Origin of the sequence: Neobacillus soli NBRC 102451, assembly GCF_001591665.1 — a bacterium.
In the GTDB taxonomy this organism is placed as follows: domain Bacteria; phylum Bacillota; class Bacilli; order Bacillales; family Cytobacillaceae; genus Neobacillus; species Neobacillus soli.
The window spans coordinates 36196-62669 of the sequence record NZ_BCVI01000059.1 but is presented as its reverse complement, the minus strand read 5'-3'; the positions used below and the strand labels follow the sequence as shown (position 1 = coordinate 62669).

At 39.8% G+C, this 26474-nt stretch carries 27 protein-coding genes and 2 pseudogenes; 17 read left to right on the top strand and 12 right to left on the bottom strand.

Annotated features, from left to right (window positions below):
* Positions 1-6 precede the first annotated feature (6 nt).
* The 9 genes from BSO02S_RS20430 to rlmH all read left to right on the top strand — a co-directional run bounded on the left by BSO02S_RS20430 (position 7) and on the right by rlmH (position 9812).
* Positions 7-1455, top strand: coding sequence for a peptidoglycan DD-metalloendopeptidase family protein (locus BSO02S_RS20430; RefSeq protein WP_066071944.1), 1449 nt, complete (start codon positions 7-9; stop codon positions 1453-1455).
* A gap of 310 nt (positions 1456-1765) precedes the next feature.
* A complete protein-coding gene (gene yycF / locus BSO02S_RS20425; RefSeq protein ID WP_066071941.1) occupies positions 1766-2476 on the top strand; it encodes a response regulator YycF in 711 nt (236 codons plus the stop codon).
* 8 nt (positions 2477-2484) lie between these two features.
* Positions 2485-4311, top strand: coding sequence for a cell wall metabolism sensor histidine kinase WalK (walK, locus tag BSO02S_RS20420; RefSeq protein ID WP_066072005.1), 1827 nt, complete (start codon positions 2485-2487; stop codon positions 4309-4311).
* Positions 4308-5630, top strand: coding sequence for a YycH family regulatory protein (locus BSO02S_RS20415; RefSeq protein WP_066071937.1), 1323 nt, complete (start codon positions 4308-4310; stop codon positions 5628-5630). The genes walK and BSO02S_RS20415 overlap by 4 nt, the downstream gene beginning before the upstream one ends.
* A complete protein-coding gene (locus tag BSO02S_RS20410) occupies positions 5617-6417 on the top strand; it encodes a two-component system regulatory protein YycI (protein ID WP_066071934.1) in 801 nt (266 codons plus the stop codon). Before BSO02S_RS20415 ends, BSO02S_RS20410 begins: the two co-directional genes overlap by 14 nt.
* 6 nt (positions 6418-6423) lie before the next feature.
* Positions 6424-7218 carry an MBL fold metallo-hydrolase gene (locus tag BSO02S_RS20405; RefSeq protein ID WP_066071929.1) on the top strand — a complete coding sequence of 265 codons (795 nt, stop codon included), beginning with the start codon at positions 6424-6426 and terminating at the stop codon, positions 7216-7218.
* A gap of 469 nt (positions 7219-7687) precedes the next feature.
* Entirely contained in the window at positions 7688-8920 is a 1233-nt protein-coding gene (locus BSO02S_RS20400; RefSeq protein ID WP_066071927.1) for a S1C family serine protease, read from the top strand.
* A 109-nt stretch (positions 8921-9029) separates the two neighbouring features.
* Positions 9030-9221: a CxxH/CxxC protein gene (locus BSO02S_RS20395; RefSeq protein WP_066071924.1), complete on the top strand. Its 192-nt coding sequence runs from the start codon at positions 9030-9032 to the stop codon at positions 9219-9221.
* Positions 9222-9332: 111 nt separating this feature from the next.
* Positions 9333-9812, top strand: coding sequence for a 23S rRNA (pseudouridine(1915)-N(3))-methyltransferase RlmH (rlmH, locus tag BSO02S_RS20390; RefSeq protein WP_066071921.1), 480 nt, complete (start codon positions 9333-9335; stop codon positions 9810-9812).
* A 228-nt stretch (positions 9813-10040) separates the two neighbouring features.
* Here rlmH and BSO02S_RS20385 read toward each other — a convergent pair whose 3' ends face one another.
* From BSO02S_RS20385 to BSO02S_RS20350, 8 genes are all read right to left on the bottom strand, one after another.
* Positions 10041-10352, bottom strand: a complete 312-nt coding sequence (locus BSO02S_RS20385) for a heme oxygenase (protein ID WP_066071918.1) — start codon at positions 10350-10352, stop codon at positions 10041-10043.
* Positions 10353-10393: 41 nt separating this feature from the next.
* Positions 10394-11104: an ABC transporter ATP-binding protein gene (locus tag BSO02S_RS20380; RefSeq protein WP_066071914.1), complete on the bottom strand. Its 711-nt coding sequence runs from the start codon at positions 11102-11104 to the stop codon at positions 10394-10396.
* Complete coding sequence (locus tag BSO02S_RS20375; protein ID WP_066071913.1) at positions 11104-12225, bottom strand: ABC transporter permease; 1122 nt, start codon at positions 12223-12225, stop codon at positions 11104-11106. The genes BSO02S_RS20380 and BSO02S_RS20375 overlap by 1 nt, the downstream gene beginning before the upstream one ends.
* Positions 12226-12399: 174 nt before the next feature.
* The gene (locus tag BSO02S_RS20370) at positions 12400-12918 is read right to left on the bottom strand and encodes a PadR family transcriptional regulator (protein ID WP_066071911.1); all 519 of its coding nucleotides are present in this window, start codon (positions 12916-12918) and stop codon (positions 12400-12402) included.
* A gap of 439 nt (positions 12919-13357) precedes the next feature.
* On the bottom strand, positions 13358-14242 hold the full coding sequence (locus BSO02S_RS20365) for a fructose bisphosphate aldolase (RefSeq protein WP_066071909.1): 885 nt from the start codon (positions 14240-14242) through the stop codon (positions 13358-13360).
* 288 nt (positions 14243-14530) lie between these two features.
* Positions 14531-15352 carry a DUF4386 domain-containing protein gene (locus BSO02S_RS20360; protein ID WP_235846975.1) on the bottom strand — a complete coding sequence of 274 codons (822 nt, stop codon included), beginning with the start codon at positions 15350-15352 and terminating at the stop codon, positions 14531-14533.
* 58 nt (positions 15353-15410) lie between these two features.
* Positions 15411-15635: a helix-turn-helix transcriptional regulator gene (locus BSO02S_RS20355; protein ID WP_066071903.1), complete on the bottom strand. Its 225-nt coding sequence runs from the start codon at positions 15633-15635 to the stop codon at positions 15411-15413.
* Positions 15636-15637: 2 nt separating this feature from the next.
* Complete coding sequence (locus BSO02S_RS20350) at positions 15638-16084, bottom strand: hypothetical protein (protein ID WP_066071899.1); 447 nt, start codon at positions 16082-16084, stop codon at positions 15638-15640.
* Between the two features lie 236 nt (positions 16085-16320).
* On the opposite strand from BSO02S_RS20350, the gene BSO02S_RS20345 reads away from it, so the two are divergent.
* From BSO02S_RS20345 to BSO02S_RS28565, 4 genes and pseudogenes are all read left to right on the top strand, one after another.
* Positions 16321-16962: a TetR/AcrR family transcriptional regulator gene (locus BSO02S_RS20345; RefSeq protein WP_066071896.1), complete on the top strand. Its 642-nt coding sequence runs from the start codon at positions 16321-16323 to the stop codon at positions 16960-16962.
* 123 nt (positions 16963-17085) lie between these two features.
* Positions 17086-17954 (top strand): annotated as a pseudogene (locus BSO02S_RS20340) (ABC transporter ATP-binding protein).
* The gene (locus tag BSO02S_RS20335; protein ID WP_066071889.1) at positions 17947-18792 is read left to right on the top strand and encodes an ABC transporter permease subunit; all 846 of its coding nucleotides are present in this window, start codon (positions 17947-17949) and stop codon (positions 18790-18792) included. Before BSO02S_RS20340 ends, BSO02S_RS20335 begins: the two are co-directional and overlap by 8 nt.
* Positions 18793-18807: 15 nt before the next feature.
* Positions 18808-19352, top strand: a pseudogene (locus BSO02S_RS28565) (DUF6609 family protein).
* A 284-nt stretch (positions 19353-19636) separates the two neighbouring features.
* Here the strand turns inward: BSO02S_RS28565 and BSO02S_RS20325 are convergent.
* Positions 19637-20410, bottom strand: coding sequence for an IclR family transcriptional regulator (locus BSO02S_RS20325; protein WP_066071883.1), 774 nt, complete (start codon positions 20408-20410; stop codon positions 19637-19639).
* A gap of 249 nt (positions 20411-20659) precedes the next feature.
* Here BSO02S_RS20325 and BSO02S_RS20320 point away from each other — a divergent pair, with 249 nt between their 5' ends.
* Positions 20660-21823 carry a Gfo/Idh/MocA family protein gene (locus BSO02S_RS20320; protein ID WP_066071880.1) on the top strand — a complete coding sequence of 388 codons (1164 nt, stop codon included), beginning with the start codon at positions 20660-20662 and terminating at the stop codon, positions 21821-21823.
* Positions 21824-21896: 73 nt separating this feature from the next.
* Here the strand turns inward: BSO02S_RS20320 and BSO02S_RS20315 are convergent, their stop codons facing one another.
* The gene (locus tag BSO02S_RS20315) at positions 21897-22076 is read right to left on the bottom strand and encodes a sulfurtransferase TusA family protein (protein WP_268876017.1); all 180 of its coding nucleotides are present in this window, start codon (positions 22074-22076) and stop codon (positions 21897-21899) included.
* 69 nt (positions 22077-22145) lie between these two features.
* Complete coding sequence (gene yedE / locus BSO02S_RS20310) at positions 22146-23375, bottom strand: selenium metabolism membrane protein YedE/FdhT (protein WP_066071874.1); 1230 nt, start codon at positions 23373-23375, stop codon at positions 22146-22148.
* 253 nt (positions 23376-23628) lie between these two features.
* On the opposite strand from yedE, the gene BSO02S_RS26590 reads away from it, so the two are divergent.
* The 3 genes from BSO02S_RS26590 to BSO02S_RS20300 are packed head-to-tail and all read left to right on the top strand — an operon-like array spanning position 23629 to position 24836.
* Positions 23629-23769 (top strand): hypothetical protein, encoded by a 141-nt coding sequence (locus BSO02S_RS26590; RefSeq protein WP_235846974.1) that lies wholly within the window; start codon positions 23629-23631, stop codon positions 23767-23769.
* 45 nt (positions 23770-23814) lie between these two features.
* Positions 23815-24603 carry a 2-keto-4-pentenoate hydratase gene (locus BSO02S_RS20305; protein ID WP_066071871.1) on the top strand — a complete coding sequence of 263 codons (789 nt, stop codon included), beginning with the start codon at positions 23815-23817 and terminating at the stop codon, positions 24601-24603.
* A 44-nt stretch (positions 24604-24647) separates the two neighbouring features.
* Positions 24648-24836, top strand: coding sequence for a 4-oxalocrotonate tautomerase (locus BSO02S_RS20300; protein WP_066071868.1), 189 nt, complete (start codon positions 24648-24650; stop codon positions 24834-24836).
* Between the two features lie 56 nt (positions 24837-24892).
* Here the strand turns inward: BSO02S_RS20300 and BSO02S_RS20295 are convergent, their stop codons facing one another.
* Entirely contained in the window at positions 24893-26305 is a 1413-nt protein-coding gene (locus BSO02S_RS20295) for a L,D-transpeptidase family protein (RefSeq protein ID WP_425320389.1), read from the bottom strand.
* Between the last annotated feature and the right edge of the window lie 169 nt (positions 26306-26474).

Below are 26474 nucleotides of genomic sequence, written 5' to 3'. Positions count from 1 at the left end.
GAAGAAATGTTATTTTTGAATAGAATATCTAAATCAAAAAAGTTCTTAATACTGAAAACGACGGCGATTACTACTGTGGCTGCATCTGTCATTGCCTTTAGTAATGGTCCTGCAGCGTTTGCCGCTTCAGCAAAATCATCAACCATTTATCATGTCTATCTTAACGGTACATATATTGGCAACGTAACAAATAAAGATGTAGCCAATAAAATCATTGCTGAAAAAGCGGACGCTACGAAAGGCTCCTTCAAGGCAATGGATTTAAAAATTGGCCCGAAGGATCAATATATTTCTGAGCAGGCTCTCAGAACAGCATCAACAACTGAAGAAACCATCCCGACGATTAAGGACACCTTCTATATCGAAGCGGAGGCGACTGCCATTGTTATCGATGGCAAGCCGGTTGTTTACGTGGAAAACAAAGAGACTGCGGAAGAAGTCATGAAGAAGCTTAAACTGCGCTATGTCTCTCAGGATCAATTAAACGACCTTGAGGCAAGAAAAGCTTCAGAAAACATGTCATTACCGGAATTAAAAGAAAATGAGTCACGTCTATTAGACGTTCGCTTATCGAAAAATATTTCAATCGAAGCAGAAAATATTGCTCCGGAAAGAATCATGTCTGCTAACGAAGCAGTCACCTTTTTACAAAAAGGTACGTTAGAAGAAAAGAAATATGTCATTCAAGCGGGTGATGTGCTTGAAACCATTGCTAATAGCCACCATTTGAAGATGGTTGATATTTTGGCAATCAATCCGGGTTTAACAAAGGATACACTCTTAATGATTGGTCAAGAAATAAATATTACCGTTCCAAAACCATTTATTGAAGTGATTGTCGATAAAGAAGTAAAGAAAAAAGAGAAAATTGCCTTCACGAATGAAGTAATTAAAAACTCATCAATGCCAAAAGGCGAGACAAAAGAAAAACAAAAGGGTCAAAACGGCTCCCGATTGGTCACCTATTCCATTTCAGAACAAAATGGTGTATCCGTTAAGAAGGAGCAATTGAATGAACAAATTCAAAAGCAAGCTGTCAATCATATCGTCATAAAAGGAACAAAGGTTATTCCTTCTCGTGGTGATGGAAGCTTTGCTTGGCCAACAGTGGGCGGTTATATCTCTAGTAAACAAGGTCCGCGCTGGGGCAGAATGCACAAGGGGATTGATATTGCTGGACCAAATAACAGGTCAATAATGGCCGCTGATAATGGCGTTGTTGTCTTTGCCGGCTGGGGCGGCGGTTATGGGAACAAAATCATCATTGACCACCATAATGGTTATCGTACGCTCTATGGTCACATGTCATCGCTTAAGGTAAAAGCAGGCCAAACCGTTTCAAAGGGCACTAGTATTGGTGTTATGGGCGCTACAGGGGATGCAACAGGGATCCATTTACATTTTGAAGTATATAAAAATAGCGGCTTGGTCAATCCGCTTTCCTATCTAAGATAATAACATCTATCTAAGAGGTCTCTAGTCCAGCACTAGGGGCTTTTTCCTTTTGAAAGAAACAATTGGCTAAAAAGATAGTTATTCCAATCCTGCCAACTAGTTTTAGGTGAATTTAAGCGGATAAAATGGTACAGTAAACTAGTATAGTTATGACTTTAAGGAAAAGGGCGGAGCCACGCAAAAACGAATTAGTCTATCTATTTGCAGCGAAAATATACATTTTTCACTTTGTATTGGTGAAGCTTAGCACTAATCACACCCGCCTTTATTTTATATTGAATAGATCATCTTATTTATAAGGAGTGATGATATGGAGAAGAAAATTCTCGTTGTCGATGATGAAAAACCGATTGCAGATATCCTGCAGTTTAATCTTAAAAAAGAGGGCTATGTTGTCTATTGTGCCTATGATGGAAACGAAGCGCTAAGTCTGGTTGAAGAAATCCAGCCTGATTTAATCCTTTTAGATATTATGCTCCCATTAAGGGATGGTATGGAAGTTTGCCGCGAGGTCCGAAAGAAACATGAAATGCCAATTATTATGTTGACGGCCAAGGACTCTGAGATTGATAAAGTGTTAGGACTTGAGCTGGGTGCCGATGATTATGTGACGAAGCCATTCAGCACAAGAGAATTAATTGCCCGCGTAAAAGCCAACTTACGGCGTCACCAACAAATCTTGGCACAGCCAGATGCAGAGAACGAAACAAATGAAATAGAAATTGGTTCACTAACGATTCATCCCGATGCCTATGTTGTCTCAAAACGGGGTGAGACGATTGAATTGACACACCGCGAGTTTGAACTCCTCTACTATTTGGCCAAGCATATTGGTCAGGTAATGACGAGAGAACATTTATTGCAAACCGTCTGGGGTTATGACTATTACGGGGACGTAAGAACAGTGGATGTAACAGTCAGACGCCTGCGTGAAAAAATTGAGGATAGCCCCAGTCATCCAACTTGGATTGTTACGCGCCGCGGGGTTGGATATTATTTGCGGAATCCTGAACAGGAGTAATCTAATTGATTAAAAAAGTTGGTTTCTTTCGCTCAATACACGTAAAATTTGTTCTTATCTATGTCCTGCTTATTTTAGTGGCCATGCAAATTATCGGTGTATATTTTGTCAAACAGCTTGAGGAAACATTGAGGACAAATTTCCAGACATCATTAAAAGCCCGTGTTAATCTGCTGGCCTACAACATTGTTGAAGAAATGAAAAAAGAGAGAACGCCTGAAGATCCAACACTTGAAGATGATATTAAGAAAATCCTGAGGGATTTTGAAGCGGGTGATATTTCTGAAGTGCGGGTGATTGAAGGCAGATCCCTTAAAATTCTCGGGACTTCTCAACAAAATAATCAGGGTGTAGTCGGTCAAAGGACAACAGAGCTGCGGATCAAACAATCGATGGTTTTAGAAGAGGATCAAAGTGCAATAAAAATTGACCGGCAAACAGGCCATCGAATTTGGGTCCTCTCTACTCCGATTAAATCTGGGAAAAAGGTAATTGGTTCCATCGATCTTGTTGCAAAAATAGAAAATGTCTTTGAGCAAATGAAAACCATCAATGGAATCTTTGCAACAGGAACAGCGATTGCCTTATCGATTACGGCTCTTTTAGGTATTTTGTTGGCCCAAACAATCACCAGGCCGATTGCTGACATGAAAAAACAGGCCCTTGCGATGGCAAAGGGGAATTTTTCACGGAAAGTGAAAGTGTATGGCTATGATGAAATTGGGACGCTCGCCATTACCTTTAACAATTTAACAAAAAAACTGCAGGAAGCACAGGCAATGACAGAAGGAGAACGGCGAAAACTGTCATCGGTGTTGTCGTATATGACGGATGGAGTCATTGCTACTGACAGAAAGGGGCGGGTGATCTTAATCAATGAGCCCGCTGCGGAAATGCTGAATGTTTCACGTGAAACAGTCCTGACTCAGCCAATTGTATCCTTATTAGGTTTAGACGATACGAATTCATTTGAGGACTTACTTGAGGAAAAGGATTCGTTAATCTTAGATTATAGTACGAAAAAAGAGCGCTATTTCCTTCGTGCTAATTTTTCCGTCATTCAAAAAGAGACCGGCTTTGTTAATGGTTTAATTGCGGTCCTTCATGATATTACCGATCAGGAAAAAATTGATGTGGAAAGAAGAGAGTTTGTTGCCAATGTCTCGCATGAACTGAGGACCCCGTTAACCACGATGAGGAGTTACCTGGAGGCTCTCGCTGATGGCGCATGGCAGGACGCAGAAATTGCCCCTAATTTTTTAGAGGTCACACGGACGGAAACAGAAAGAATGATTCGTCTAGTCAATGATCTGCTCCAGCTATCAAAGATGGATAGTACCGATTACCGGCTTTCGATGGAGTGGGTAAATTTCGTTGATTTCTATCACCGTATCATCGATCGGTTCGAGATGTCGAAGGAGCAGAATGTATCCTTCAAAAGAATGCTGCCTGTCAATAAGATATTCGTAGAAATTGATGAAGATAAAATGACGCAGGTCTTATACAATATTATTTCCAACGCCTTGAAGTACTCTCCAGAAGGCGGCCAAGTCACTTTTTCGATGAAAGAAGAGGAAGATAAAATTATTGTTAGTGTTTCGGACCAAGGTGTGGGGATTCCAAAAGAGAATATTGGAAAAATCTTTGACCGTTTTTATCGTGTCGATAAGGCAAGAACCCGTAAATTGGGCGGGACAGGCCTAGGCCTTGCCATCGCAATGGAAATGGTCAAAGCTCACGGCGGGGCTATATGGGCATCAAGTAAAGAAGGAAAAGGAACGAAGATTTCCTTTTCACTTCCCTATGAGCGTTCGGAAGAGGATGAATGGTTATGAGATACGAAAATATTAAATCAGCAATTTTAACTATATTAGTGTTGGTTAGTATTCTTTTAACATGGAACCTTTGGACCTACCAGCCCAATTACGACACAATGGAAAAGAGTAAAACTGTCAAGGAAGTCGCTCTAAGTGAGAAACAGGAGGTTCAGAAAATTGTTCGACCTGATCGGGTCTTGTTTCATGTGAAGGGTGCGCATTACGGAACCAACAATACAGAAGACCTTGAAAAGATGATCAAGGAATTAAGCCAGTGGGCTTTTTATGATGTAAAGAAGTATCCCTATGATATGGATAACATCAAGGAATTAACTCATGGAAGCGGCAATGCTGAAATCACTTTCCCGGGGGAAGTTCCGATTGAGTTATTTCGCAGTGTTTTAACGATTGAAGGGAAAAAGGTCCCCTCTTTCGACTTCAATCAAATAATTATCAATGTGGAAGATTCAGAAAAGGAAAATGGAATTGTTTACTTTGTTTCCTCTGAAAATCAGCAAGTGTATATTAGCCATATCTCATCAATCAATTTAAGTGCGTTTAATCATAAATTTTATAAGAATGCAGCCCGTTATCCTCGCTTCTTTGCTTTTGAGTCCAATCAAAAGCGAACCATCTTTCTTCCAGAAGGGGAAACGGAAATGGTTTCTTATAAGTATATACCTGTTCCCCTTAATTCGGAGGAATTTAAAGAGGCACTCTTCAACGATCCTAGTTTTGTTCAAAAAAGCTTTATCCCACAAGGAGAAGAGTATACAAACGGTTCTAGTAAAATGACTGTAAATTATAATAGCAATATCCTTCTTTATGTCAACCCGACCGTGGAAGACACGTATAGTAACAGCTCCTATGATTTAGTGAAAAGAAGCATTGACTTTGTCAATGACCATGGTGGCTGGACGGATCCCTATCGCTTTGTTTCTAAAAATGAATATAGCCAATCCGTCACCTTCCGTTTATACAGTATGGATGGTTATCCGGTCTTTAACGATCGAGGCCTTTCGGAAATCGTTGAATTTTGGGGCCGAGATGAAATCAGTAAATATGTGCGCCCGAACATGGCCTTAGAGCTGCCTTTAACAACGGAAATGCAAAAGGTCACACGTCCATCGGGTCACAAGGCATTAGAGTTTTTAAAAAGTAAACAGAACTTTAAGCCAGCGCTTCTTGAAGAATTATTCTTGGGCTATCGAATGGAAAGGGATTCGGAGGAGAATAAAATAATTCTCTTAGAACCTGCCTGGTTCTATCGTTATGATAAATCATGGGGCCAGATTACGATGGACGACCTGGGAGGGTTGAAGCATGGACTGGAGTAAAATTAAAACTATTTTTATCTTAACGTTCTTAATTTTAGATGTTTATCTTTTATTTCAATTCATGAAGATCCGCGATGCCAATAAATTTGAAGTCACTACAGAGGTCAAGTTTGAAGATAAACTGAAGGCAGATGAAATTGAGTATAATGACCTCCCAAAGGCGCCCATTAAGGATCAATACCTTAGTGCGAGGCCAAAAATGTTTATGAAAGCGGATATTACCAAACTCAAAGGAAAGCCGGCAGCTTTTAAGGAACCCTCCGCAACGCTGCAAATAGTGCTTGAGAAGCCGTTCCAGTTAAGTTCCAAGTTTGAACCAGCGGAACTGTCGGCCTTTTTAAAGGAAAATGTTCTTTTCGGTGAACAGTATCAATTTTGGGAGAAGGACGACAAAAATAATACGATTACCTACTTTCAGCAATATGAGAATTTTACCTTGTTTCAAAATACTAAAGGGATGATTATCTTTAATTTGAATGCGGAACATCAAATTGTTTCTTATCAACAAACCTATCTTGAAGGTATTGAAATATTAACGGCTAAGGAAGAGATTCTCGCACCGTTAAAGGCGATTGAAACCTTGCATCAAAAAGGTGTGCTGAAGCCGAAGAGCAAAATCACCAAGATTGAGCTTGGCTATTCGACATTGATCCAGCTTGGCGCATCATCTCAAGTTTTAGCGCCAACCTGGCGCTTTGTAGTTAATGATAAGGAAAGTCTTTTTGTGAATGCATTTGAGGGACAGATTATTCAATTTAACAGCGATGAAAAAGATAAGGTGGAGTGAAATAGTATGTCATTGAGATTTAGTATCCTAGCGAGCGGCAGTACCGGGAATGCTCTGTACGTTGAGTCTGATGAACATTCCTTTCTAGTGGATGCTGGGTTTAGCGGCAAGCAGATGGAGTCTCTTTTTGGAGAAATTGACCGTGATATTAGTAAACTCTCCGGGATCTTTGTCACGCATGAACACAGTGATCATATTAAAGGGATCGGTGTTCTTGCCCGTAAATATCATTTGCCCGTGTACGCAAATGAAAAAACCTGGCGGGCGATGGAGAATTCTGTAGGCGTGATTCCAACCGAGCAAAAGTTTGTTTTCAATATGGAAACGGTGAAGAGCTTTGGCTCCACTGATATTGAGTCGTTTGGAGTTTCGCATGATGCAGCAGAACCGATGTTTTATGTTTTCCATCATTCCGGAAAGAAAATCGTCCTGATCACCGATACCGGCTATGTGAGTGACAGGATGAAAGGAACCATTGCGAATGCTGATGTGTATATTTTCGAGTCGAACCATGACGTGCAAATGCTGCGAATGGGCAGATATCCTTGGAATATTAAGCGGAGAATTCTCAGTGATGTGGGCCATGTTTCCAACGAGGATGCGGCACTTGCCATGAGTGATGTGATTGGGGACAGAACGAAGCGGGTTTATCTTGCCCATTTAAGTATGGATAATAACATGAAAGACTTAGCAAAAATGGCTGTCAGCCAGACCTTGGAGGGGCAAGGCCTAATTGTTGGCGAACAGTTTGGACTATACGATACAGACCCGAAAAAACCAACGGCGGTAACAGCGGTATAATGCTAATTAAAGAATGAAGATGCCTTTTTTAAGGAGTCTTCATTCTTTTTTTTTATAAGGGTGTTTTAGAGGTAGCTGTTGTTTTATTAAACTTAACTGCTCTCTTGATTAACTTAGCCGGATTGGAACCCTTTCTCCTAATTTTTCTGATGGATAGGGTTCCAATAAGCCGGATTGGCCCCCTTTTTCCAGATTTTCTTGATGGATAGGGCTCCAATAAATCAGATTTAATAAATATCCTCCGGCTTTTTGTGTTTCCTTTATTTCAGTTAGAGCGCTTCAGGCCTGTCGTGAGCTGACCAGGGCGCTTGCGCTTTTCTTATAAAAGTATGAATAATCCATGAACAAAGTCGTAAGTTTCTTGGATGGATGGGCAATTATTAGTAATTTAAGGATGAATGAGTATAATTGTTAGTATAAGCCAAAATAAATGATAACAATCTTTTCGGGAAGAGAGGAATGGTGTTAATTGGGTTACTATGATGATCATTCACAGGAACGCTATCAGGGACAGAAAGGTAAAAAGGGCGGGGTATTCCTTGCAAGTTTAGTCGGTGCCATACTTGGTGCATTTATAGTTATCCTTGCCATTCCGATCTTGTCCAATCGGGGGATACTGCCCTATCAAATGGATACGAATCAAAATACGGCAACGGGGACAAATAACACAAATCAGCAGAATACGGTAAAGCAAATCTCGTATGATGTGAACACAAACACCACGAAGGCTGTGGATAAAACTGGTGATGCGGTTGTGGGAATTAACAATATCCAGTCAACCAACTTTTGGTCAGATAATGATAGTAGTCCGGAGGATCCAGCCGGAACAGGATCAGGAGTCATTTATAAGCAGGAAGGCAATCGTGCCTATGTTGTTACCAACCATCACGTCGTTGAGGGGGCAACAAAGCTTGAGGTAAGCTTGACAGACGGAACAAAGATACCGGCAAAACTCTTAGGCAGTGATATTTGGACTGATTTAGCTGTTCTTGAGATTGATGCCAGTAAAGTAAAAAAGGTTGCCGAATTTGGTGATTCTGATCGTTTGAAAATGGGCGAACCGGTGATAGCGATTGGGAATCCACTCGGTGCCACCTTTTCCGGATCAGTCACCCAAGGGATAATTTCAGGTATTAAGCGGACGATTCCCGTTGATATCGATCAAGATGGGATTGTCGACTGGCAATCAGAGGTGCTGCAAACCGATGCTGCGATTAATCCAGGGAACAGCGGCGGTGCGTTAATCAATATTGCCGGCCAGGTGATTGGGATTAATTCGATGAAAATTGCCCAGAACGCGGTTGAAGGAATTGGCTTATCGATTCCAATCAATTCAGCCAAGCCTATTATTAATGATCTTGAGAAATTTGGCTCTGTCAAACGTCCATATATGGGTGTCGATTTAAAATCAGTAGCTGAAATCCCTGCGTACTATCAGGAAGAAGCCCTGAAGCTACCGCGTAATGTGAATTACGGTGTGGCACTAAGACAAGTGGTAGCCAATTCACCAGCGTCTAAGGCAGGACTTCAAGAGTTGGACGTCATCGTTGAAATGGACGGAAAAAAGATAAATGACGTCATTGACCTTCGCAAACACTTGTACCAGAAGAAGAAGATTGGCGAGCAGCTCAAGGTTAAATTTTATCGTGATGGAAAGTTAAAAGAGACAACGTTAACGTTATCGGGAGAAAGATTACAATGATTTTGTAAATGAAAGCAGGAAAGTGAATGTGGTGTTCACTCTCCTGCTTTTTAATATGGTATTATGTATGGGGCCATAAGTATGATTACGGCTGAAAAGGTAAAAAATAATGTGGATAATTGAGTTCGGGAAGGTGAATGGTTTGATTTATAGTTGTGAGGAACATATTGAAATTGCATTAGATGATATTGTGGATCAATATCAAACATATCCAGTATTATCACAAGTGCCTGTGGATAAGTCATCAACAGGCTGTGAATATTGCGAAAAACAAGCTGTATATATGGTGGCGAACAAATGATTCCATACAATATGTGGATAAAAAATGTGGACATGTGGATAACTGTTGGGGATAACTTGTTTGTAAGCTGTTTGTAATCTGTTTGTAATCAAGTGAAAAGGGTTGTGGATTGTGAATATCTCGATCATTACAGTTGGAAAATTGAAAGAGAAGTATTTAAAGCTTGGGATTGAAGAATATTTAAAAAGATTATCTGCCTACGCCAAGGTGGAAATGATTGAAGTAGCCGATGAAAAGGCCCCAGAGGAACTTAGCGAATTAGAAATGGTTCAAGTTAAGCAAAAAGAGGGCGAAAGAATCCTTGCGAAGATCAGCCAAGATACCTATGTGATTGCCTTAGCGATTCAAGGGAAACTAGGATCGTCCGAAGAGCTTGCTGATTCCTTAGATAAACTAGCTACATATGGAAAAAGCAAAATTGCTTTTGTGATTGGGGGGTCATTGGGGTTGAGTGATGAGGTATTGAAGAGGTCAAATGAGCAGCTAAGCTTTTCTCGGATGACATTCCCACATCAGCTGATGAGATTGATATTGGTTGAGCAGATCTACCGGGCTTATCGGATTAATCGGGGGGAACCTTACCATAAATAGAGGCAGTTTTTTACCTGAATTGCATTTATAGGTTGGGAAAATTTTACAAAAGTAATGGCTAAACAAGATACATTTTTTATGACATACCTGTTTAGCCTATCTTTTTTATTTTATGTGCTTTATATATTTGTACTCCAAACTAATGATTAACTGAATTAAAATAATTCAGTTAATCATTAGTCGCTAAAGGAATTGACTACAAGTTGCCAAAGAGAATAATCATGTATGTTATTCTAAAGTTGAGGCAATTTCAGAAATAGTGATTTCACTTCCCAAGATAGGTGAATCTTGTTCAGTGTCAGTTGGACCTGTATGGGCTTCTTTGAAAGCAGCGCTATTTTTCCAACGGGTAAAGTCTTCAATAGTCTTCCAATACATATTTACATTCAGTTCATCATATTCTGAAAGATTTTTAGTAATTAATACTTCGACTTTTACAAAACCGTCCATTGTTTGTAAGATGCCTGTTCTTGTGAATATTGGCGCCATTTTTGCCGCAAAACCTAATTTCGTTTTAATTCTATTTGTAACGATAATCATTGTTTATTCCTCCTTGGATATTCTCTCGGGCTATTCTATAATCATCCTCTAGAAGAGACTGTCTTCATTTCAAAAGATTGGTCAAGTTTAAGACGGCCATCTTCCATTCGATAGACTTGATCACAATATTCCAACAATCGTTCATCATGGGTTACCATAATAGCTGCTTTGTTCCTGGCCTTTGTTTCTCTGGCAATAAGTTGAACTACTTCATGTGCCCTTTTCGAATCCAGACTTGCTGTTGGTTCATCTGCTAGAATGATGGAGGGATTGTTTATAAAAGCGCGGGCAATCGCCGTACGCTGGCGTTCGCCTCCAGACAACTGATCAGGTAATTTTTTTAATTTTACTGCTAAACCCAGATTTTCTAATAGTTCTTTTGCATTTTCCTTATCTTCTTTTGTCACTTTACCTGCCATTTTTTTCACTACTAGTAATTGTTCTAGTACATTTAAATAGGGTACTAGATTACTTGTTTGCAAAATAAATCCTATTTCCTCTAACCGCAATCGCGCTAAATCCTTAGGGTTTAACTGATTAAGGCTCTTTCCGTTAAGAATAACCTCGCCTTTAGATGATTGGAGTAAGGCGCCTGCTATTGCGAGAAAGGTACTCTTACCCGAACCTGATGGGCCAATGACAGCAATAAACTCCCCTTGTTCCACCGTTAGCGAGACATCATCAAGGGCTAGAACTTGATTTTCACCCTGTTGGTACAGTTTAGAGACACTGTTGAATTGTATTCCTGACATTACTCCAACCTCCCAATTGCTTGAAGCGGGTCTATTTTTGTAACTTTTCGAACGGATATCACAGAACTTAAAATTGAAATGACAAGCAATAAAAGTGAGTAAATGATAACTAGTTTAAAGTCGAGTGAAAATGGCATTCCATCTGGAAGAATTAGGGCTGTCCCATATGTTAACAAGATTCCCACCACTATACTAACAAATGATAAGAGAAATACCTGGGCTACAATGGCTTTTCCAAGGAACCGATTGCTGGCACCAATGGCTTTCAATATCCCAAATTGATTTGATTTTTGCAGGGTAAGGACATAAAAGAATACACCCAGTACAAATGTTGAGATGGCCAAAAGGAATGCGAGCATCATCATAATAGTGCCATTTTCTTCTTTATAACCGGGCATTCCCTGGACGGCAGTGCTTTTGGTTACTGTTTCCGTGTCTTTGAAAAACTTATTTAGTTTTTCAGAATCGATATTTTCACCTTGCATCATAATCGCATTTACAGGATTCTTAATCCCTTTATCAGAACCTGGAGCTGCAAATTGAATGGTGCGCCATTTATCCAAAGTAGTAAAAATGGCAGGTAAATGATTGTAGGTTTCATTTTCTACAAACCCGACAATTTTCATTTTTTCTAAAGATCCTTCTATCTTAAGGGTATCACCGAACTTAAATCCCTTTTTCTTTAACGTATCATTGGCGATAACTTCTAATGGTTCGTTTGCTTCAAGAGGCTTTCCTTCTATCACATCTGGTTCAAGAAAATTACCAGGTGTTATTCCTAAGATGGCGACATCTACTTTTTCTTTATCAGCAGAAGCAGATTCCTTTAGTACGGTTCCCATTGTTGCACCCATTCCGGTTGCTGCAGAAACATCATTTGCTTTTTCCAGTTCCGCTGCCAATGATTCATTTAAAAGTGACCTGCTCATGGAGGCTCTTGATCCTTCTTCGAATGTCACATAATGCGCATCCATATTTTTAAAGGTTGCTGCGCTTAGCGTTGATAGGCCATTGCCTAGTCCAGATAGGATAAAGACCAGCCAAGCAATCAGGACAGTTATAACACCAATCATTAGAAACCGTAATTTACCATGCTTTAACTCTTTTAAAGCAAGAAACAATTTATGTCACTCCTTTATTGTAGATAATATTAGTCACGCGTGATTAATAAAAGTATATTAGTTATTTGCTGAATAGTCAACTGTGATTATATGATTAAAATATGGTCATTTTTTTGAAATTCAAATAAAAAAGGAACCCTCAGTGGGTTCCTTTGAATCATCTGATTAAAAAATTTAATCCGAATAAAGAAGATGATGAATGGTTTTTTCAAGAAAGGTAACTTCTGCTTCTAACATTGTAATTTTATGTTCGACTGCAAGATTGACACCGGTTCGTATTCCATGTGCTGGGGTCTGGTTAAATAGATCTATTAATTTCTTGTTTTTCATTAATCGTTCTTTCAAGGCCGGTATTGCTTTATCCATCGGGAGAAAATCAATAAACATTAACCCAATATCTCCTTGGTAATTAACACTTTCTGCAGAAGATAGATTATCCAATAATAATTTATAAAAATAGTTTCGGCCATTTTCATTTATAGAGTACACTTTTCGGGTGGGTCTATTTCCTTCTTGCTCTAGCTGAATATCTATAAGACCCTTTTGATTTAGTTTATCCAGAGTTGCATATGCAGTAGGCTTTTTCATATCTGTAACTGTACTTAAGTTTCTTTCGATAAATTCATTAATTTGATATCCATGTTGACTTTGTCCCATGAGTAATCCAAGCAGAATTAGTGAGCGATGTTCCACTGAAATCCTCCCTTCTTTCATACATTCTTTATATATTCTCTCGTAAATCTTATTTGTAGTCAATTGAGGACTTACCACAAACTGATTTGTAAAAAAACTGCCGGTTAAATAGGTGCGGTGAACCTTACCATAAATAGGGGCAGTTTTAATTAGGATTTCCAAGAAATGCCAAAAAAAGGGAGATGCATTTCAATTTAAATTGAAATGTATCTCCCTTTTTTAACCTTATTAATAAATGAAACATTTCTAGGAAAACTTTGCTTTGTGTTCTGAGCTTCTCCCTTTGCGATTGAAACTATTTCTAGCAATACCGATATAACCAATACCTCCTAAGATAGATAAAGTGGGCATTAAATTCCCCAGCTACCCTTCTAATCCGGTTCTGTCACAACCCGTATCTTGTCGAATTTATCGACATATTTCGGGGCGTGACTGTTCTTTAGATTGAAGCTTCGTAAATAGATTCAACTGCTTTTGAAAGTGCAGCATTAAATTCTTCATCTGTTTGTTTGACATTCAAATCCTGGCTTAAAGCCCTGGAGAAGCTAGCAATTAGTCCTTCATTAACTTTTAGCTTTTCATTCGCTTCTTCTCTTGAATAACCACCGGATAGTGCAACGACACGAACAACCTTTGGATGGTCGATAAGCTCTTTGTACGTGTTTGCTTGTGTAGGAATCGTTAATTTTAACATCACAAATTCATTTTCACTCAAATTATTGAGATGATTTAGAATTTCTACTTTTAATAGCTGCTCACACTTTTCTTTTTCGGTGCTGTTAATATCCACTTCTGGTTCGATAATTGGAATCAGACCTGCATTGATAATCTGTTTACCAACCTCAAATTGTTGATCAACAACGTCTTTTATTCCTGCTGTATTGGCTTTTTTTATAACTGAACGCATTTTTGTACCAAATATATGACGTTCCTTCGCACGCTTTAATGTTTCGTCCAAATCGGCAATTGGCTTCATCATTTGTACGCCATTGTTCTCCTCAGCAAGCCCTTTGTCCACTTTTAAAAAAGGTACAATGCCTTTTACTTCAGCAAGAAAATCACCTGTATATTTACCCTCGATTTTGCGATCCATCGTTTCTTCAAACAGAATAGCACCCAAAATTTTACTCGAATCAAAAGCGGGTGATGTGATGATTCTTGTGCGCATTTCATGTACAAGATTGAACATTTCTTCCTCGTCCCTATACGCATCCTTTAAGACACCGTAAGCAGCTAGTGCTTTAGGTGTACTTCCACCACTTTGGTCCAGTGCTGCAATAAATCCTTTTCCGTTTTTCATCTTTTCAAATTGATTTTGTTGCATCTACTTTCACTCCTTTTCCTTAATCGTACCAAACTCCATTGGCATCGTAAGAAATATGTTGAAGCAATTGTATCTTTCATTATAGCGTTAATAAGGATGAGGTTTAATCATAATGATTGGCAAATGGAAACTTACCAAATGGAGCTGTTATTAGTAACATACCCTTTTCTCATCTATTATTTCAAATTTCCAACTTTCTCCTCTTTGAAATAAGCGCCTGCCACCACCCGATTTTTATAGAAAATAAAATGCGGGGGGTGACTAGGCACTGCTCTTAATCATTCTTATTTAAGTGTGTGCTAATATCTCGCTGCTTTGTTTTCTTGAAGATATGGAAGCTATGGCAGAATCATTGAATCCTTTCATGATGAGCCATACTGCTAAAATCATCTCATTGGCTGCTACTGGCAGTGCCAAAATAGCACCCCAAACAGAAATTTGTTGAATGACACCGAACATAACTAATAAGGAACAAAGGAAAACAAGTGTTGCCCCCGTCATACCCAAGATAGAGATAAACCTGGGTACGAGCTTGGATTTATAAAATATATAACTGTACATCATTGTATTGATGCCCAGCATGAAAAGAGGACCAAGCATAAATGTCCAGTCATGTATGGCTTTTAATAAAATTCCTGAAGCTTGAAAAGAGGAGGAATCCGGGGCACCTGATGCAACAAATTCCTGGCTTAAGGTCAGAAGGGACAGTACGCTGATTACGCCAACAGTAATGATAATTGCTTCAAGAAACCTGAAGCAAACATGCCATAGAGCGATCGTTTCATTATATTTTCTTAAAATGGGAAACATCGTCGTTGCCGTACCAATCGCTGAAACGACAAGCATTAACTCCATAAGCGCTCCCAATATCACTTGGTTGGCGTGTTTGGAGCCATTTATCAAGTAATCGGGACCCTTTAGGATCGGATCATATAAGGTAAGACCAATTACTGCCGTAACGGCTGCAAGTAAAAACAGTACTCCCACAATTCTTGCTGCCTTTTTGGCAGATAGGAAAGTATAAACTTTCCGATCACGCATAAGTGCAGCTACGCCTCTGTCTTCGCCTAACGGCTCGCCAATCTGCGAGTTTTCTTTATTTGAATTCATCTTTTTATCCCCTTTTTAATAAATTCAAAAACGGTAAAGCAAAAAACAATCCGAGTTCTTACTTCTTGGTGTTTTCTCCATAAAAGAATACCTCTTCCAACGGTAAGTTAAAGACGTGAGCTATCCGAAAAGCCAATTCTAGAGATGGGGAGTAGTTTCCTTTTTCGAGAGCCACGATTGTTTGTCTTGTTACACCTGCCTTGTCAGCCAATTGCTGCTGAGTCATTTCATCATGGTTGAATCGTAATTTTCTGATATGATTGCCGACAAGATTTTTTCCCATTGTTAAACTCCTTTCCGATAGTGATAAAGTTTTGTAACGGAGCCAGTCACATCGGATACGAATCCTGAAGTGATTAGAATCAAGAACATCAACTGTGACGGCTGAGAGATGACCAGCGAACCCATTGCAAGAAGAAAACCAATGATAAACATAAAAAAGGAATTTCTATTCGCTTTCAGAGCAATTAACTTATCCAGTTCATCTTCAAAAGATGGTTCCTTTTCATTGGTCGTTATTCTAAAGACGATGTTAAAAATAATGCTGATCAGAATGTGAGCGACAATTGAAACCAAAGTCAAGATGAGGACGAAGGAACCCCAAAAGCGATAGGTTTCGGTCGCCTCCAGCCCCCCCTGGGGATAATGCGGGTACATGTATAAACAAAAAGATCCGAAAATGAGAATAGCACTGATCAACGATACGATGCTTTTCTTTTCTTGATAAGTCATTTTCCACACCCTCTTTACACTTATTTTCACTTATAGTGAAGTTTGTTATACAAAATGTAATATAAACTATACATGAAGTCAAGTGAAATTTACAAAATTGGGCCGAATCCCATTTTAGAGCATATTGTGCCAACCTTTGAAGAGAAGCAACTGATTTTAAATAATCTTGGATATTGAAAATGAACCATACGTCATTTATTATTATAGAGAATTCATTGATAGGGAGTGATAGGGTTATGCCAAAAGTGTCTGACGAACACAAGGAGCTTCGGATTCAACAAATTCTGCTGGCAGCATCTGAGGTGTTCAAAAGTAAAGGGTATGAACAAGCGACATTGAAGGATATTGTTGAGGAAGCAGGGATGAGCCGGGGATGGATCTATTTATATTTCAAGGATAAAACTACCATTTTCATGGCTTTAATTGATTATTTAGATGCGCAACTAGAGGAGCGGATATCGACTTTATTAAAAGAAAATAAAGGATCCGCCCACGGGGTATTAATAAGTTATTTTCAAGAGACTAGCCAATCGATTGATCGTCTAAAAGACAGCGTTGTGCCTGCCATCTATGAGTTTTGTACCACAGGCTGGAGAGTGCAGCAAGTGCGTGATTATTTTGTGAATCGATATATTCGTGTGACTGCGATATTTATTGATGTGATTGGTAAGGGGGTGGAAAATGGGGAATTCAAACCAACCCGATCTGTGGATGAAATTGGGAAATATATGATTTCTAGTCTTGACGGTATTATGCTGCATAGTTTGGCGTTTGGTTCACAACAAATTAATGCCGTGCAACAAGTTAACCTATTGATTAATCAGTTAATGGAAATGCTTTCAGTAAATTTTTTAAAAATAATGGGAAAAAATTCTTGAAAATGAACTCCGTGTCATTTATTATTAATGACATGGAGTTCATTTATTTTTTCGGGTAGTGATAAGTAAGGGGGGGTTGATGTGGCAAATGACATCATTAAAGTGGAAGGTTTATGTAAAGAAATGAAAGGCAAGGAAATCGTGAAAAATGTATCATTTTCAGTGAAGGAGGGAAGTATCACAGGACTTCTCGGTCCAAACGGATCTGGAAAAAAACCATCATCCGATTGTTAAGCGGGGTCATTGAACCTTCAAGTGGAGACATCCGGGTAATGGATCAGAATCCTTTAACAAATGGGGAGGAAATTAGGAAGAATTCAGGCATTGTCACTGAAACCACTAGTTTATATGAAGAAATGACAGCTTGGGAGAATCTAATGTTTTTCTCTAAAATTTACGGCATCCATGATTCAAAAAGAGCAGAAGAACTGCTGGAAGCGTTTGGTATGTGGGAGCACAAGGACAGTACGATAAGTACCTTTTCTACAGGAATGAAGAAACGTGTTTCCCTTGCTAAAGCTTTGCTTCAAAAACCAAGAATCCTATTTTTAGATGAGCCTACAAACGGACTGGATCCTGAAGGAATTCATCTCGTTCTCGACTATCTGAAAGTTCTGTGTGAGAAAGAAGGTGTTACGGTCATTATCTGTTCCCACGTGCTGCAGCAACTCGAGGGTATTTGCGATACGTATCTGTTTATCAAACACGGTGTATTAATGGAAGGCGGTTCGATGGAAGAAATTGAAAAGCGCCACCTCAAAAAAATACGTGTAGACGTCGTAACGGGGTTAACGGTGGAGGAAACAGTCTTCGCTGGCTATCCGTTTCAAACAATCCGCAAGAATACATTAAGATTTGAGCTGAATAGCAAGGAAGACATCTCTCCACTACTTGCTGCATTGCTTGAACGGACATGGGTGCACGGTTGCACGCTTATAAATAATACGTTAGAAGATTATTATTTTCTCATTGGAGGTGGAATAAATGAATAAGGAAATGATCAAGGCAATTGCTCTTAAAGACATAAACATTGTGATGAAAAGCTCGAAAACATGGGTGCCGATCTTTGTCGTTACATTTTTGTTTTGTGTCCTGTTTCCTGCCATTCTTGCTTATCTTGGTTTTCGTACGGAGGTTATTTCAGTTGAAACCGATGGGGATATCAAGAAAATGACCGAAAAAGTAATGGGAATGCCGTCAGCTGGGGAGATGAAGGACACGTTGCTCGCGCTGGGCAGCACAGGAAAACAGCTCTCGTATTACTTTTTAAATTTCACCTTTATCTCTTTATTTTTAATGGTCGCAGTCATAAATTCCACAGTGACTTCTACCAGTAGTTTTGCGACGGAGAAAGAGAGAGGGACGTTAGAAACTTTGCTGTTTTCGCCTATCTCTATTCGAGATCTGTTTATCGGGAAAACAATGGCTTCGTTTATCCCAACACTTGGAATCACATACGCGGCCTACATCGTGTGCGTTATCATTGTCAATGCTATTACCTATCCGGTATATTCCAAACTGATCATGTTCAATGAGATGTGGTTTGTGATGATGTTTTGGGTCACCCCAGCTCTCATTTTACTCGTCATTTTGTTCAATGTGTTGGTTTCAGCACGTTCGAAAACATTGCAAGAAGCCCAGCAGCTTGGAGGAATCATCATTCTTCCCGCAGTAGGTTTCTTTATTTCTCAAACGGCCGGTCTTTTTCTACTAACTGTATGGATTTGTTTTCTGATTGGCTTGTTTTTGTTTGGCATGGTCGCCCTTTTGTTAGTCTTAACGGCCAAATACAATAATCGCAATGTCTTGTTTGAGAGTCAGATTCGATAGAAAAGGAGCTTGTAGATGGATACGCAACGAGTTAAGTACCCAAACCAACGTATAGCCGGACTTTGGTTTATCTGGATAGGCATCATCATCATTCTTTCAGCTGTTTTCAGTAACGGTTTACTTATCCAGCCAGCTCTTTTTGCAGGGGGATTTACAATCGGCTTCTTACTCCTCTATATTCTTCCTTTTAGTAAAAAAAAGCTTTCCTACGGCGAATCCACAAAGGTTCAAAAAATGACAAGTAATGCTTCCTTACATTAATGGTCGGATTAATAATGGCAAGTGTTCAGTGGATCGGCCATTCTGACCTTAGGAAATTGTGGTTGAGTATTTTTTTGGCCGTCGGAATTCACTTTGTTCCCTTTTTTATTGTACATGGTAAATCATTATTGGTATTGGCATTCCTGACGATCCTATGTTCCATTCTTGGGCTGGCTCATACATCCGTTCCCTTTCATAACTTTACCTATATCGACGCCTTCATCAAAATTTGCTTTGGTATCCACCTATTCACTAGGAGTCCCGAAGTGAATGTTGATTTGTTCCGAAAAGGAACGTGAAATAGGATCCAAACGAAAATAACACAAGCTGGCGGAAAAATGGTTTGCATAGCTTACTGGATGTTGTAGGGACAATCGTTGTCCTGTTCGTTGCACTTCTTAATTAAAAAGAGCGATGTTTAATTAGCTCCTTTCGTTTTAAATGACGTAAATTTTATAAAAAAGGGGAATTTAATTGACGCTCAGATCGTCCAAGGAATATTAATTAATTTATCATAGTAAAGGAGTACAGCGGGTTTTATCCCCGCTGTTTTGTATTCAATAAGTTTTTTAGAAAATTACCTTCATTTTTTGTTCTTAAAGTGCTGGTTGATAGTCTTACAAGTGTGGAGAAGGGCAGCTGCTAGCTTTTCTTCATTGCCATAAAAACGGGTGGATGGGAGCGGAATGGAGACAGCACTTAAATTCCCCATACGGTCCTTAATAGCTGCACCTACTGCGCAAATTCCATCAATATGCTCTTCCCTTGTAAATGCAACTCCCTTTTTACGAACCATTTCTAACTCCTTTAACAGCTCATCCCGGCTTGTAATTGTGTGATCATTATACTGTTGCAGGTGCTCTGGTAACAGTTTCTCAACCTCATTTATAGGCATGGAGGCGAGTATGGCTTTTCCGTTTGCCGTGCAATGTAATGGGAAAGATGCACCGGGCTGGGAAGTTGCTTGTAATGGATGCGGAGCGATAATTTGATCGACAAAAAGCACCTTACCGTTATCCAAAATAGATAAATCTACTGTTTCATTGACTTGCTGCGATAATTTTACTAAAAATGGCCTGATTTCTTCTCTTAAATCACTGTGAACAGCAGAAGCAAGCATTGCTATCTCAGGCCCCAGACGGTAACCGCCATTAATAGAAGCTGGCGCCACAAACCTCTCCTGTTCTAGTGTCGTAACAATTCTTTGAACCGTAGACCTGGCCATGCCAACCTCTTTGGCAATTTGCGATAAGCTCAATCCTTTTGGATGAACTCTAAGAGCCCTTAATATATTAGCCGCCCGAGAGATCACCTGAACATTAGATGTTTTCGTTTGTTCCTGTCTATCGTTGTTCATAGGTATGTCTCCTCCCTCCATATCTCCATTTTATAATAACAGCTGAAAGTCGCAAAGGTAATCTATTGACAAGTGATTTTAACATTCATTATAATAAAATTAACCATTATATGATACAATTGTACCACAATGTGGTTAACTAGTGAAGTCATTATTAGCAAAAATGTGATAAATGATTAATGAAAGTTTCCAAATGATTTCTTTATATAAACCATTAAACAATACGTCAAAAATCGATGAGGGATTTAGATGAGTTTAGTTAAAATTGGTGTAATAGGGATAGGAAATATGGGTAGTTTACATGTTCAAATGTTGAATAAAGGACAAATTGAAGGAGCTATGTTAACGGCGGTTTGCAGCAGTAATGAAAGCCGAATAGCATGGGTGAAGGCCCATACAAACGGAGATGTAAAAATTTTCAAGGAGGAAGAGGCCTTTTTCACTGAATCAGGAATCGATGCTGTACTTATTGCAACACCGCATTACAGTCATCCGGTATTAGCCAAAAAGGCCTTTGCAAAAGGGAAACATGTCCTTATAGAAAAACCGGCTGGCGTCTTTACCAAAAATGTACTGGAAATGAATGCTGCAGCGAAATCTTGCGGGAAAGTGTTCGGCATTATGTATAATCAAAGGGCAAATCCGCTTTATCAAAAAGTTCGGGACCTTATTCAATCAGGTCAGTTAGGGGAAATAAAAAGGACGAATTGGATTATTACGGATATGTATCGCCCACAAAGCTATTATGATTCGAGTAAATGGAGAGCCACATGGAAAGGAGAAGGCGGAGGTGTTTTATTAAATCAGGCACTTCACCAATTAGATCTTTTGCAGTGGACAACGGGGTGTATGCCAAAGCGCATCCGATCAATGAGTAGTTCCGGAAGGTATCATGATATTGAAGTAGAAGATGATGTAACCGCATTTTTGGAATATGAAAATGGAGCAACAGGTGTGATTACTGCTTCGACGGGAGAGGCACCAGGTACGAATCGCTATGAGATTGTCGGAGACCGCGGGAAAATCGTCGTTGAAAATGAGGAACTTATTTTTTACCAATTAACACAATCTGAACGCGAATTTAATTCTTCATATGAAGGAGGATTCGGCCAGCCTGATTGCCAAAGAATCGAAATTCCTGTGAAAAGTGAAAATGCCAATCATGCCATCATTATTCAAAACTGGATTGATGCAATTGTTAAGGATTCACCCTTACTTTCACCAGGTGAAGAGGGTGTGAAAGCACTAGAAATTTCAAATGCCATCTATTTATCCTCCTGGTTAAATGAAACGGTACTATTGCCAATCGACCCAGACCTATATTATAAAAAGTTGCAAGAAAATATCAACGATTCCACATTTGTGAAAAAGAATGTAACAAACACGACATTAGATGTCAGCGGGACGCATTAGTACAGCAAATCAAAGGGGTCAGTCCCCCGCCGCCTTAATACTTTAATGCAGCGGGGGACTGACCCTTTTGACCCTATTTAACTACTTTAATATAAAAATAGATATCCTGCCTGACTCTTTGCGGCTCTGTTAGGAGCTTGTAGCCATGTTTGACAGCCTCTTCGGGGACGCTTCGAAAGGATTGCGGACAGTCCGCGATGACCTGTAAGACTTCCCCAATTTTCATGTTTTTTAGCGCATCCAGCGCATAAATGACTGGGTATGGTCAAGGCTCCCCGCGAATATCTAAAGTGTAGTTCACATCCATCACTTGCGACATACATTATACCTCCTTCGTAACGTGAGAAATTCTTTCCATTTTTTTATGTTTGATACCCGTTCCGTAACGGAACCGTTTTTCCCACCAGTTTGATAGTAAGAACCAAGCGGCAAGCATGGCTATTGTTCCAAATAGTGCTCCCATAGGTCCCCATTGTTCCATTAAGTTTACTTTCGACCAATTTTCTACAAGGGCATGATAGATGCCAAGATGATCCCAGCCATAGGCGAGGGCTGTAGCGCCGATGATATTACCTGCACCTACTACCCAGAATAACAATTGGCCTTCCATTGCCCGATACATCATGCCTGTCTCACAGCCGCCGGCAAGTACAATACCAAACCCAAAAAGCAGACCGCCAATTACCGTGCTTGGAGCTGCCACTTTAATAATGGAAGCAGAGCCGCTTTGAATATAGAAAAATGTAACCACAACACTGATCAGCATCCCAACGGCAATCGCCTTGGACATGACCGCACGGCCGCTGACCCATAAATCACGGAAAGCGGAAGTGAAACAAATTTGCCCGCGTTCAATAAGAATCCCAAACAGCGCTCCAGCAATACAGGCAACTGCGAGCATTGATTTGCCTGCCGCGAAAAAGTAAAGAATAAGTGCGAGGTATAGAAGGGCAAAAATGAGACCTATGACTGGCTGAACTTTTCTTTTCTCAACATGCTGAGTGCCAGCCGGGTTCATCGAGCCTTTCATCAAGGTCGGTTTTCCCCGCCACCATTTGGTATTGACGATTTTAACACCAAAGTAGCTACCGATGGCAGTGGTCACCATAAAAATCCAAGAGTGGAAGGAGAACTGCGGTACACCCGTGAAAAAGGCAGCCAAGTTGCACCCAAGGGCAAGGCGTGCGCCAAAACCGGCGATGATTCCGCCAATAAATCCTTGGATTAAACGCCGCTTTTGCTTCGGTACGCGGATTTTAAAGCTATTGCTTAGTAAAATCGTAATCAGTGCGCCAGCTAGCATTCCAATGACAATCCAGCCATCAGTCCGGCTGATGGGAGTCCCTTCAAGGCCCACAAGCTGAAAATACGCCCATTGCGACACATCGACCCCGAACCATCCGAGGACGTGCCCGCCTAACCTGGTGAATTCCCCGGTAACCGCCCAAACTGTACCGGTGATTCCAAAGTACAATGCACTAGCAAGACCAGCTATACCAACGGCGATATAGGGATTCCAGTATTCTTTGAAGATTTTTTGATATAGATTCATGAAGCTTAATCCCCTCCCTTTTACTTAAAGGCCATGTCCTAAACTGTTTAAACACAAAAAATGCCCAGGGGTTTCTAGGCATTTTAAAAGTTCTTTTATTTAGTAGTGTAACGATTATTTGGTTTCAAAGCAATTGGATTTATCGATAAGTTAGATTGATAACCATCGCAATGATAAATACAAGAGGTGTGGTGACTGCCCCTTTTTATCCGCGAATATTTGCTGCAACCTGTGTGGCCTGGTAACAAATCGATTGGCTGATTATGATATTTCCCTAAAAGCTGGTGAAGCAATCCTTGCCGGCGCGCTTTCCGGCATGGTCGCTGCAAAGCCAGGCGACAATTTTACAGCAAGATTTGCTCATCTTGGGCAAGTATGCGATAACTTTAAATAATTGGGTTTAATTAGATCATTGACTCATATCTAAGGAGGAAAAGAGATGGCTAGTGAAATCATTAAGCAAATTGCTGATTACTTGGTTGCTGCAGAAGTAGAAAAACGAGAAGTTTTCAAGGTAACAAAGACAATCAAACCTGATTTAACAGTGGAGGAAGCCTATCAGGCCCAGGAAATACTCGTGCAGAAAAAATTAGATGAGGGACACAGAATCGTTGGCCCTAAAATGGGTTTAACAAGTAAGGCAAAGTGGGATCAAATGGGCGTATCGGAGCCAATTTACGGTTATGTATTTGATTATATGCTGATCGATAATGGCGGTGTACTCCCTTTTTCAGATCTAATCCATCCGAAGGTTGAGGCAGAAATTGCATTCCTGATTGGAGAAGATATCGAGGGACCTGGAATTACGGGTGCTCAGGTATTGGCTAAAACGGAGTATGTTTTACCTGCACTTGAAATCATCGATAGCCGTTATGAAAACTTTAACTTTACACATATGGATGTTATTGCAGATAATGCTTCTACTTCTAGAGTAGTATTTGGAAATACACTTAGAAAACCAAGTGAATTTGACCTGGAATTAGTAGGAGCGACATTATCGATTAATGGCCAAATTAAGGAACTTGGGGCTGGGGCAGCTGTTTTAGGCCATCCTGCCAATGCAATTGCTGTATTAGCAAATATGCTTGCAAGGAAAGGGGAGAAAATTAAAAAAGGCGAAATTATTTTATCTGGTGCCTTAACAAGTGCTGTACTGTTGAGAGTTGGAGATTTTATTTCTGGTAAATTTGATGGTTTAGGGGAAGTTACTTTCTCCGTAGGAGAATAAAACATTTATCAATAGGAAAATCAATTTAAGAGGAGGGAATTACTATGCCAATTATTCAAGTAAATCTTATAGAAGGAAGACCGCCTGAAAAAATAAAAGCACTAATTGAAAATATTACAGATACAGTTGTTGAAACGTTAGATGCACCAAGACAAAGTGTAAGAGTATTGGTGACAGAATTGCCAAAAACCCATTGGGGAAAGGCAGGAGTACCAGCTTCGGAGAGCAAATAATCAAAAAAAGGATGGCTCTTGTTCTTCCATGGCAGGAAGCTCGAGAGCCATCTTTCTTAGTAAATTACAACCGGATCGTAAGTACTGAGATTATCGTATACGGCTTTCATCATGCTAGGGGGCGTGTTGACGCAGCCGCCTGAGCCTGCTGTTAGATAGGCATTACTTGCCCAGTTTGTCCGCCAGCTGGCATCGTGAAACCCTTGTCCGCTGTTTGTAAACGGAGCCCAGTAATTGACCTTAACAGCATAATCAGCTTTACCAACTGCACTGCCCCTGAGTGTATACTGTGGTCGTTTATAGAGGATATACCACACTCCCGGTGATGTATCTTCACTGGTGCTGTGTTTGCCGGTTACTACATTCGTGGTGAGTGCCAACTTTCCATCCGTGTATATCCAAATCCGCTGTTGGGCAATCGACACTTCCGCATACGTACCGCCAATGCCGTTATTCGTTGTTGTTTCATAGCCGATACCTTCATTGCTCCAGCCATTTCCGTAAATATTGGAAGCAGAAATTGATTTCTCTCCTTTGACAAAGGCTTCCTGAATCATCGCCGTTTCTTTCTCAACATTAATTGCCCAGCCGTAGCCTTGTCCTTTTACCGAAATAACCGATCCTGAATGGGTCTTAAAGGTGAAATTTTTATTTAATGTGGATTGAGAACGATTAATTTCATCAATCTTGGTCTTAATGTCACTCACACTGATGGTAACCTTGATATCTTTTGATACAGAGGCATTTTTAATTAATTCACTTGCCTTTAAAGGATACACTTTGTTCTGTACCTTATAATCAATGGTTCGTTGAAGGAGTTCCTGCAGTGCTATCTCTTCATTTTTTACAATGGAACTGTCTTCTTTGATGGGCTGTTTGTATACAGGTTTCAGATGAATATCACTTTTATAATCCTGCTTTTCGTAATCCTTCAATAGACTAGCAACATCATACTTTTCTCCATTTATGCTTCGGGAGATTACAATTTTGCCGTGTTCCAATTTCGCCTTCGCATCTTTGGGTGCTTTTAAGCGCTTATTCATTGAAAGGAGCTTCTCTTCTATCTGCTTTTTCATCGTTTGGCTTCGAAACTGATCCGCCTTTTTGGGTATCAACGAATAAGTTTTTTCTTTTAAGGAAGGAAAAAACGACCACTGTTTTTTTAGTAATTTCTTAACCTCAGGAAGATCCTTGTCCGTAAATGCCATCGTTGTATCTTTTTCATCTAAAATTTGTTGTTTTCCGACATAGACTCTGTTTGTTAATTTAGATGTTTTTAATTTAGTTATTACCTGATCAGCTGTCAGCCCACCGACCTTTGTGTCATTAATCATAATCTTCGAATTGAACCGGGTTGCCTGATAATAGCTAATTCCCGCAAGTATGAGTGCAATAATAACGATGATGCCTATCGTGATAAACTTCCAACTCTTAAACCATTTGGTTGAGCTCCTCTGCCTTTTATCCATTCTATTAATTGGTTCATTTATCGTGCTCATAATATTCCCCCGCTATTACTTTTAAGTTACTACTATTATACTACTAGATTTCATATTATGGAATTTTTCAAAAATCAAATTATTTAAAATTTCGGTGCCTGGCACGCCCCGAAATTTGTCGATTTACTTGGTTTTATTG

Excerpts from the sequence above, each read along its gene's own strand:
- BSO02S_RS20430 (WP_066071944.1), top strand. The coding sequence starts at position 7 with ATGTTATTTTTGAATAGAATATCTAAATCAAAAAAGTTCTTAATACTG.
- yycF (WP_066071941.1), top strand. The coding sequence starts at position 1,766 with ATGGAGAAGAAAATTCTCGTTGTCGATGATGAAAAACCGATTGCAGAT.
- BSO02S_RS20415 (WP_066071937.1), top strand. The coding sequence starts at position 4,308 with ATGAGATACGAAAATATTAAATCAGCAATTTTAACTATATTAGTGTTG.
- BSO02S_RS20410 (WP_066071934.1), top strand. The coding sequence starts at position 5,617 with ATGGACTGGAGTAAAATTAAAACTATTTTTATCTTAACGTTCTTAATT.
- BSO02S_RS20405 (WP_066071929.1), top strand. The coding sequence starts at position 6,424 with ATGTCATTGAGATTTAGTATCCTAGCGAGCGGCAGTACCGGGAATGCT.
- BSO02S_RS20395 (WP_066071924.1), top strand. The coding sequence starts at position 9,030 with ATGTGGATAATTGAGTTCGGGAAGGTGAATGGTTTGATTTATAGTTGT.
- BSO02S_RS20385 (WP_066071918.1), bottom strand. The coding sequence starts at position 10,352 with ATGATTATCGTTACAAATAGAATTAAAACGAAATTAGGTTTTGCGGCA.
- BSO02S_RS20380 (WP_066071914.1), bottom strand. The coding sequence starts at position 11,104 with ATGTCAGGAATACAATTCAACAGTGTCTCTAAACTGTACCAACAGGGT.
- BSO02S_RS20365 (WP_066071909.1), bottom strand. The coding sequence starts at position 14,242 with ATGCAACAAAATCAATTTGAAAAGATGAAAAACGGAAAAGGATTTATT.
- BSO02S_RS20360 (WP_235846975.1), bottom strand. The coding sequence starts at position 15,352 with ATGAATTCAAATAAAGAAAACTCGCAGATTGGCGAGCCGTTAGGCGAA.
- BSO02S_RS20355 (WP_066071903.1), bottom strand. The coding sequence starts at position 15,635 with ATGGGAAAAAATCTTGTCGGCAATCATATCAGAAAATTACGATTCAAC.
- BSO02S_RS20350 (WP_066071899.1), bottom strand. The coding sequence starts at position 16,084 with ATGACTTATCAAGAAAAGAAAAGCATCGTATCGTTGATCAGTGCTATT.
- BSO02S_RS20345 (WP_066071896.1), top strand. The coding sequence starts at position 16,321 with ATGCCAAAAGTGTCTGACGAACACAAGGAGCTTCGGATTCAACAAATT.
- BSO02S_RS20335 (WP_066071889.1), top strand. The coding sequence starts at position 17,947 with ATGAATAAGGAAATGATCAAGGCAATTGCTCTTAAAGACATAAACATT.
- BSO02S_RS20325 (WP_066071883.1), bottom strand. The coding sequence starts at position 20,410 with ATGAACAACGATAGACAGGAACAAACGAAAACATCTAATGTTCAGGTG.
- BSO02S_RS20320 (WP_066071880.1), top strand. The coding sequence starts at position 20,660 with ATGAGTTTAGTTAAAATTGGTGTAATAGGGATAGGAAATATGGGTAGT.
- yedE (WP_066071874.1), bottom strand. The coding sequence starts at position 23,375 with ATGAATCTATATCAAAAAATCTTCAAAGAATACTGGAATCCCTATATC.
- BSO02S_RS20305 (WP_066071871.1), top strand. The coding sequence starts at position 23,815 with ATGGCTAGTGAAATCATTAAGCAAATTGCTGATTACTTGGTTGCTGCA.
- BSO02S_RS20300 (WP_066071868.1), top strand. The coding sequence starts at position 24,648 with ATGCCAATTATTCAAGTAAATCTTATAGAAGGAAGACCGCCTGAAAAA.
- BSO02S_RS20295 (WP_425320389.1), bottom strand. The coding sequence starts at position 26,305 with ATGGATAAAAGGCAGAGGAGCTCAACCAAATGGTTTAAGAGTTGGAAG.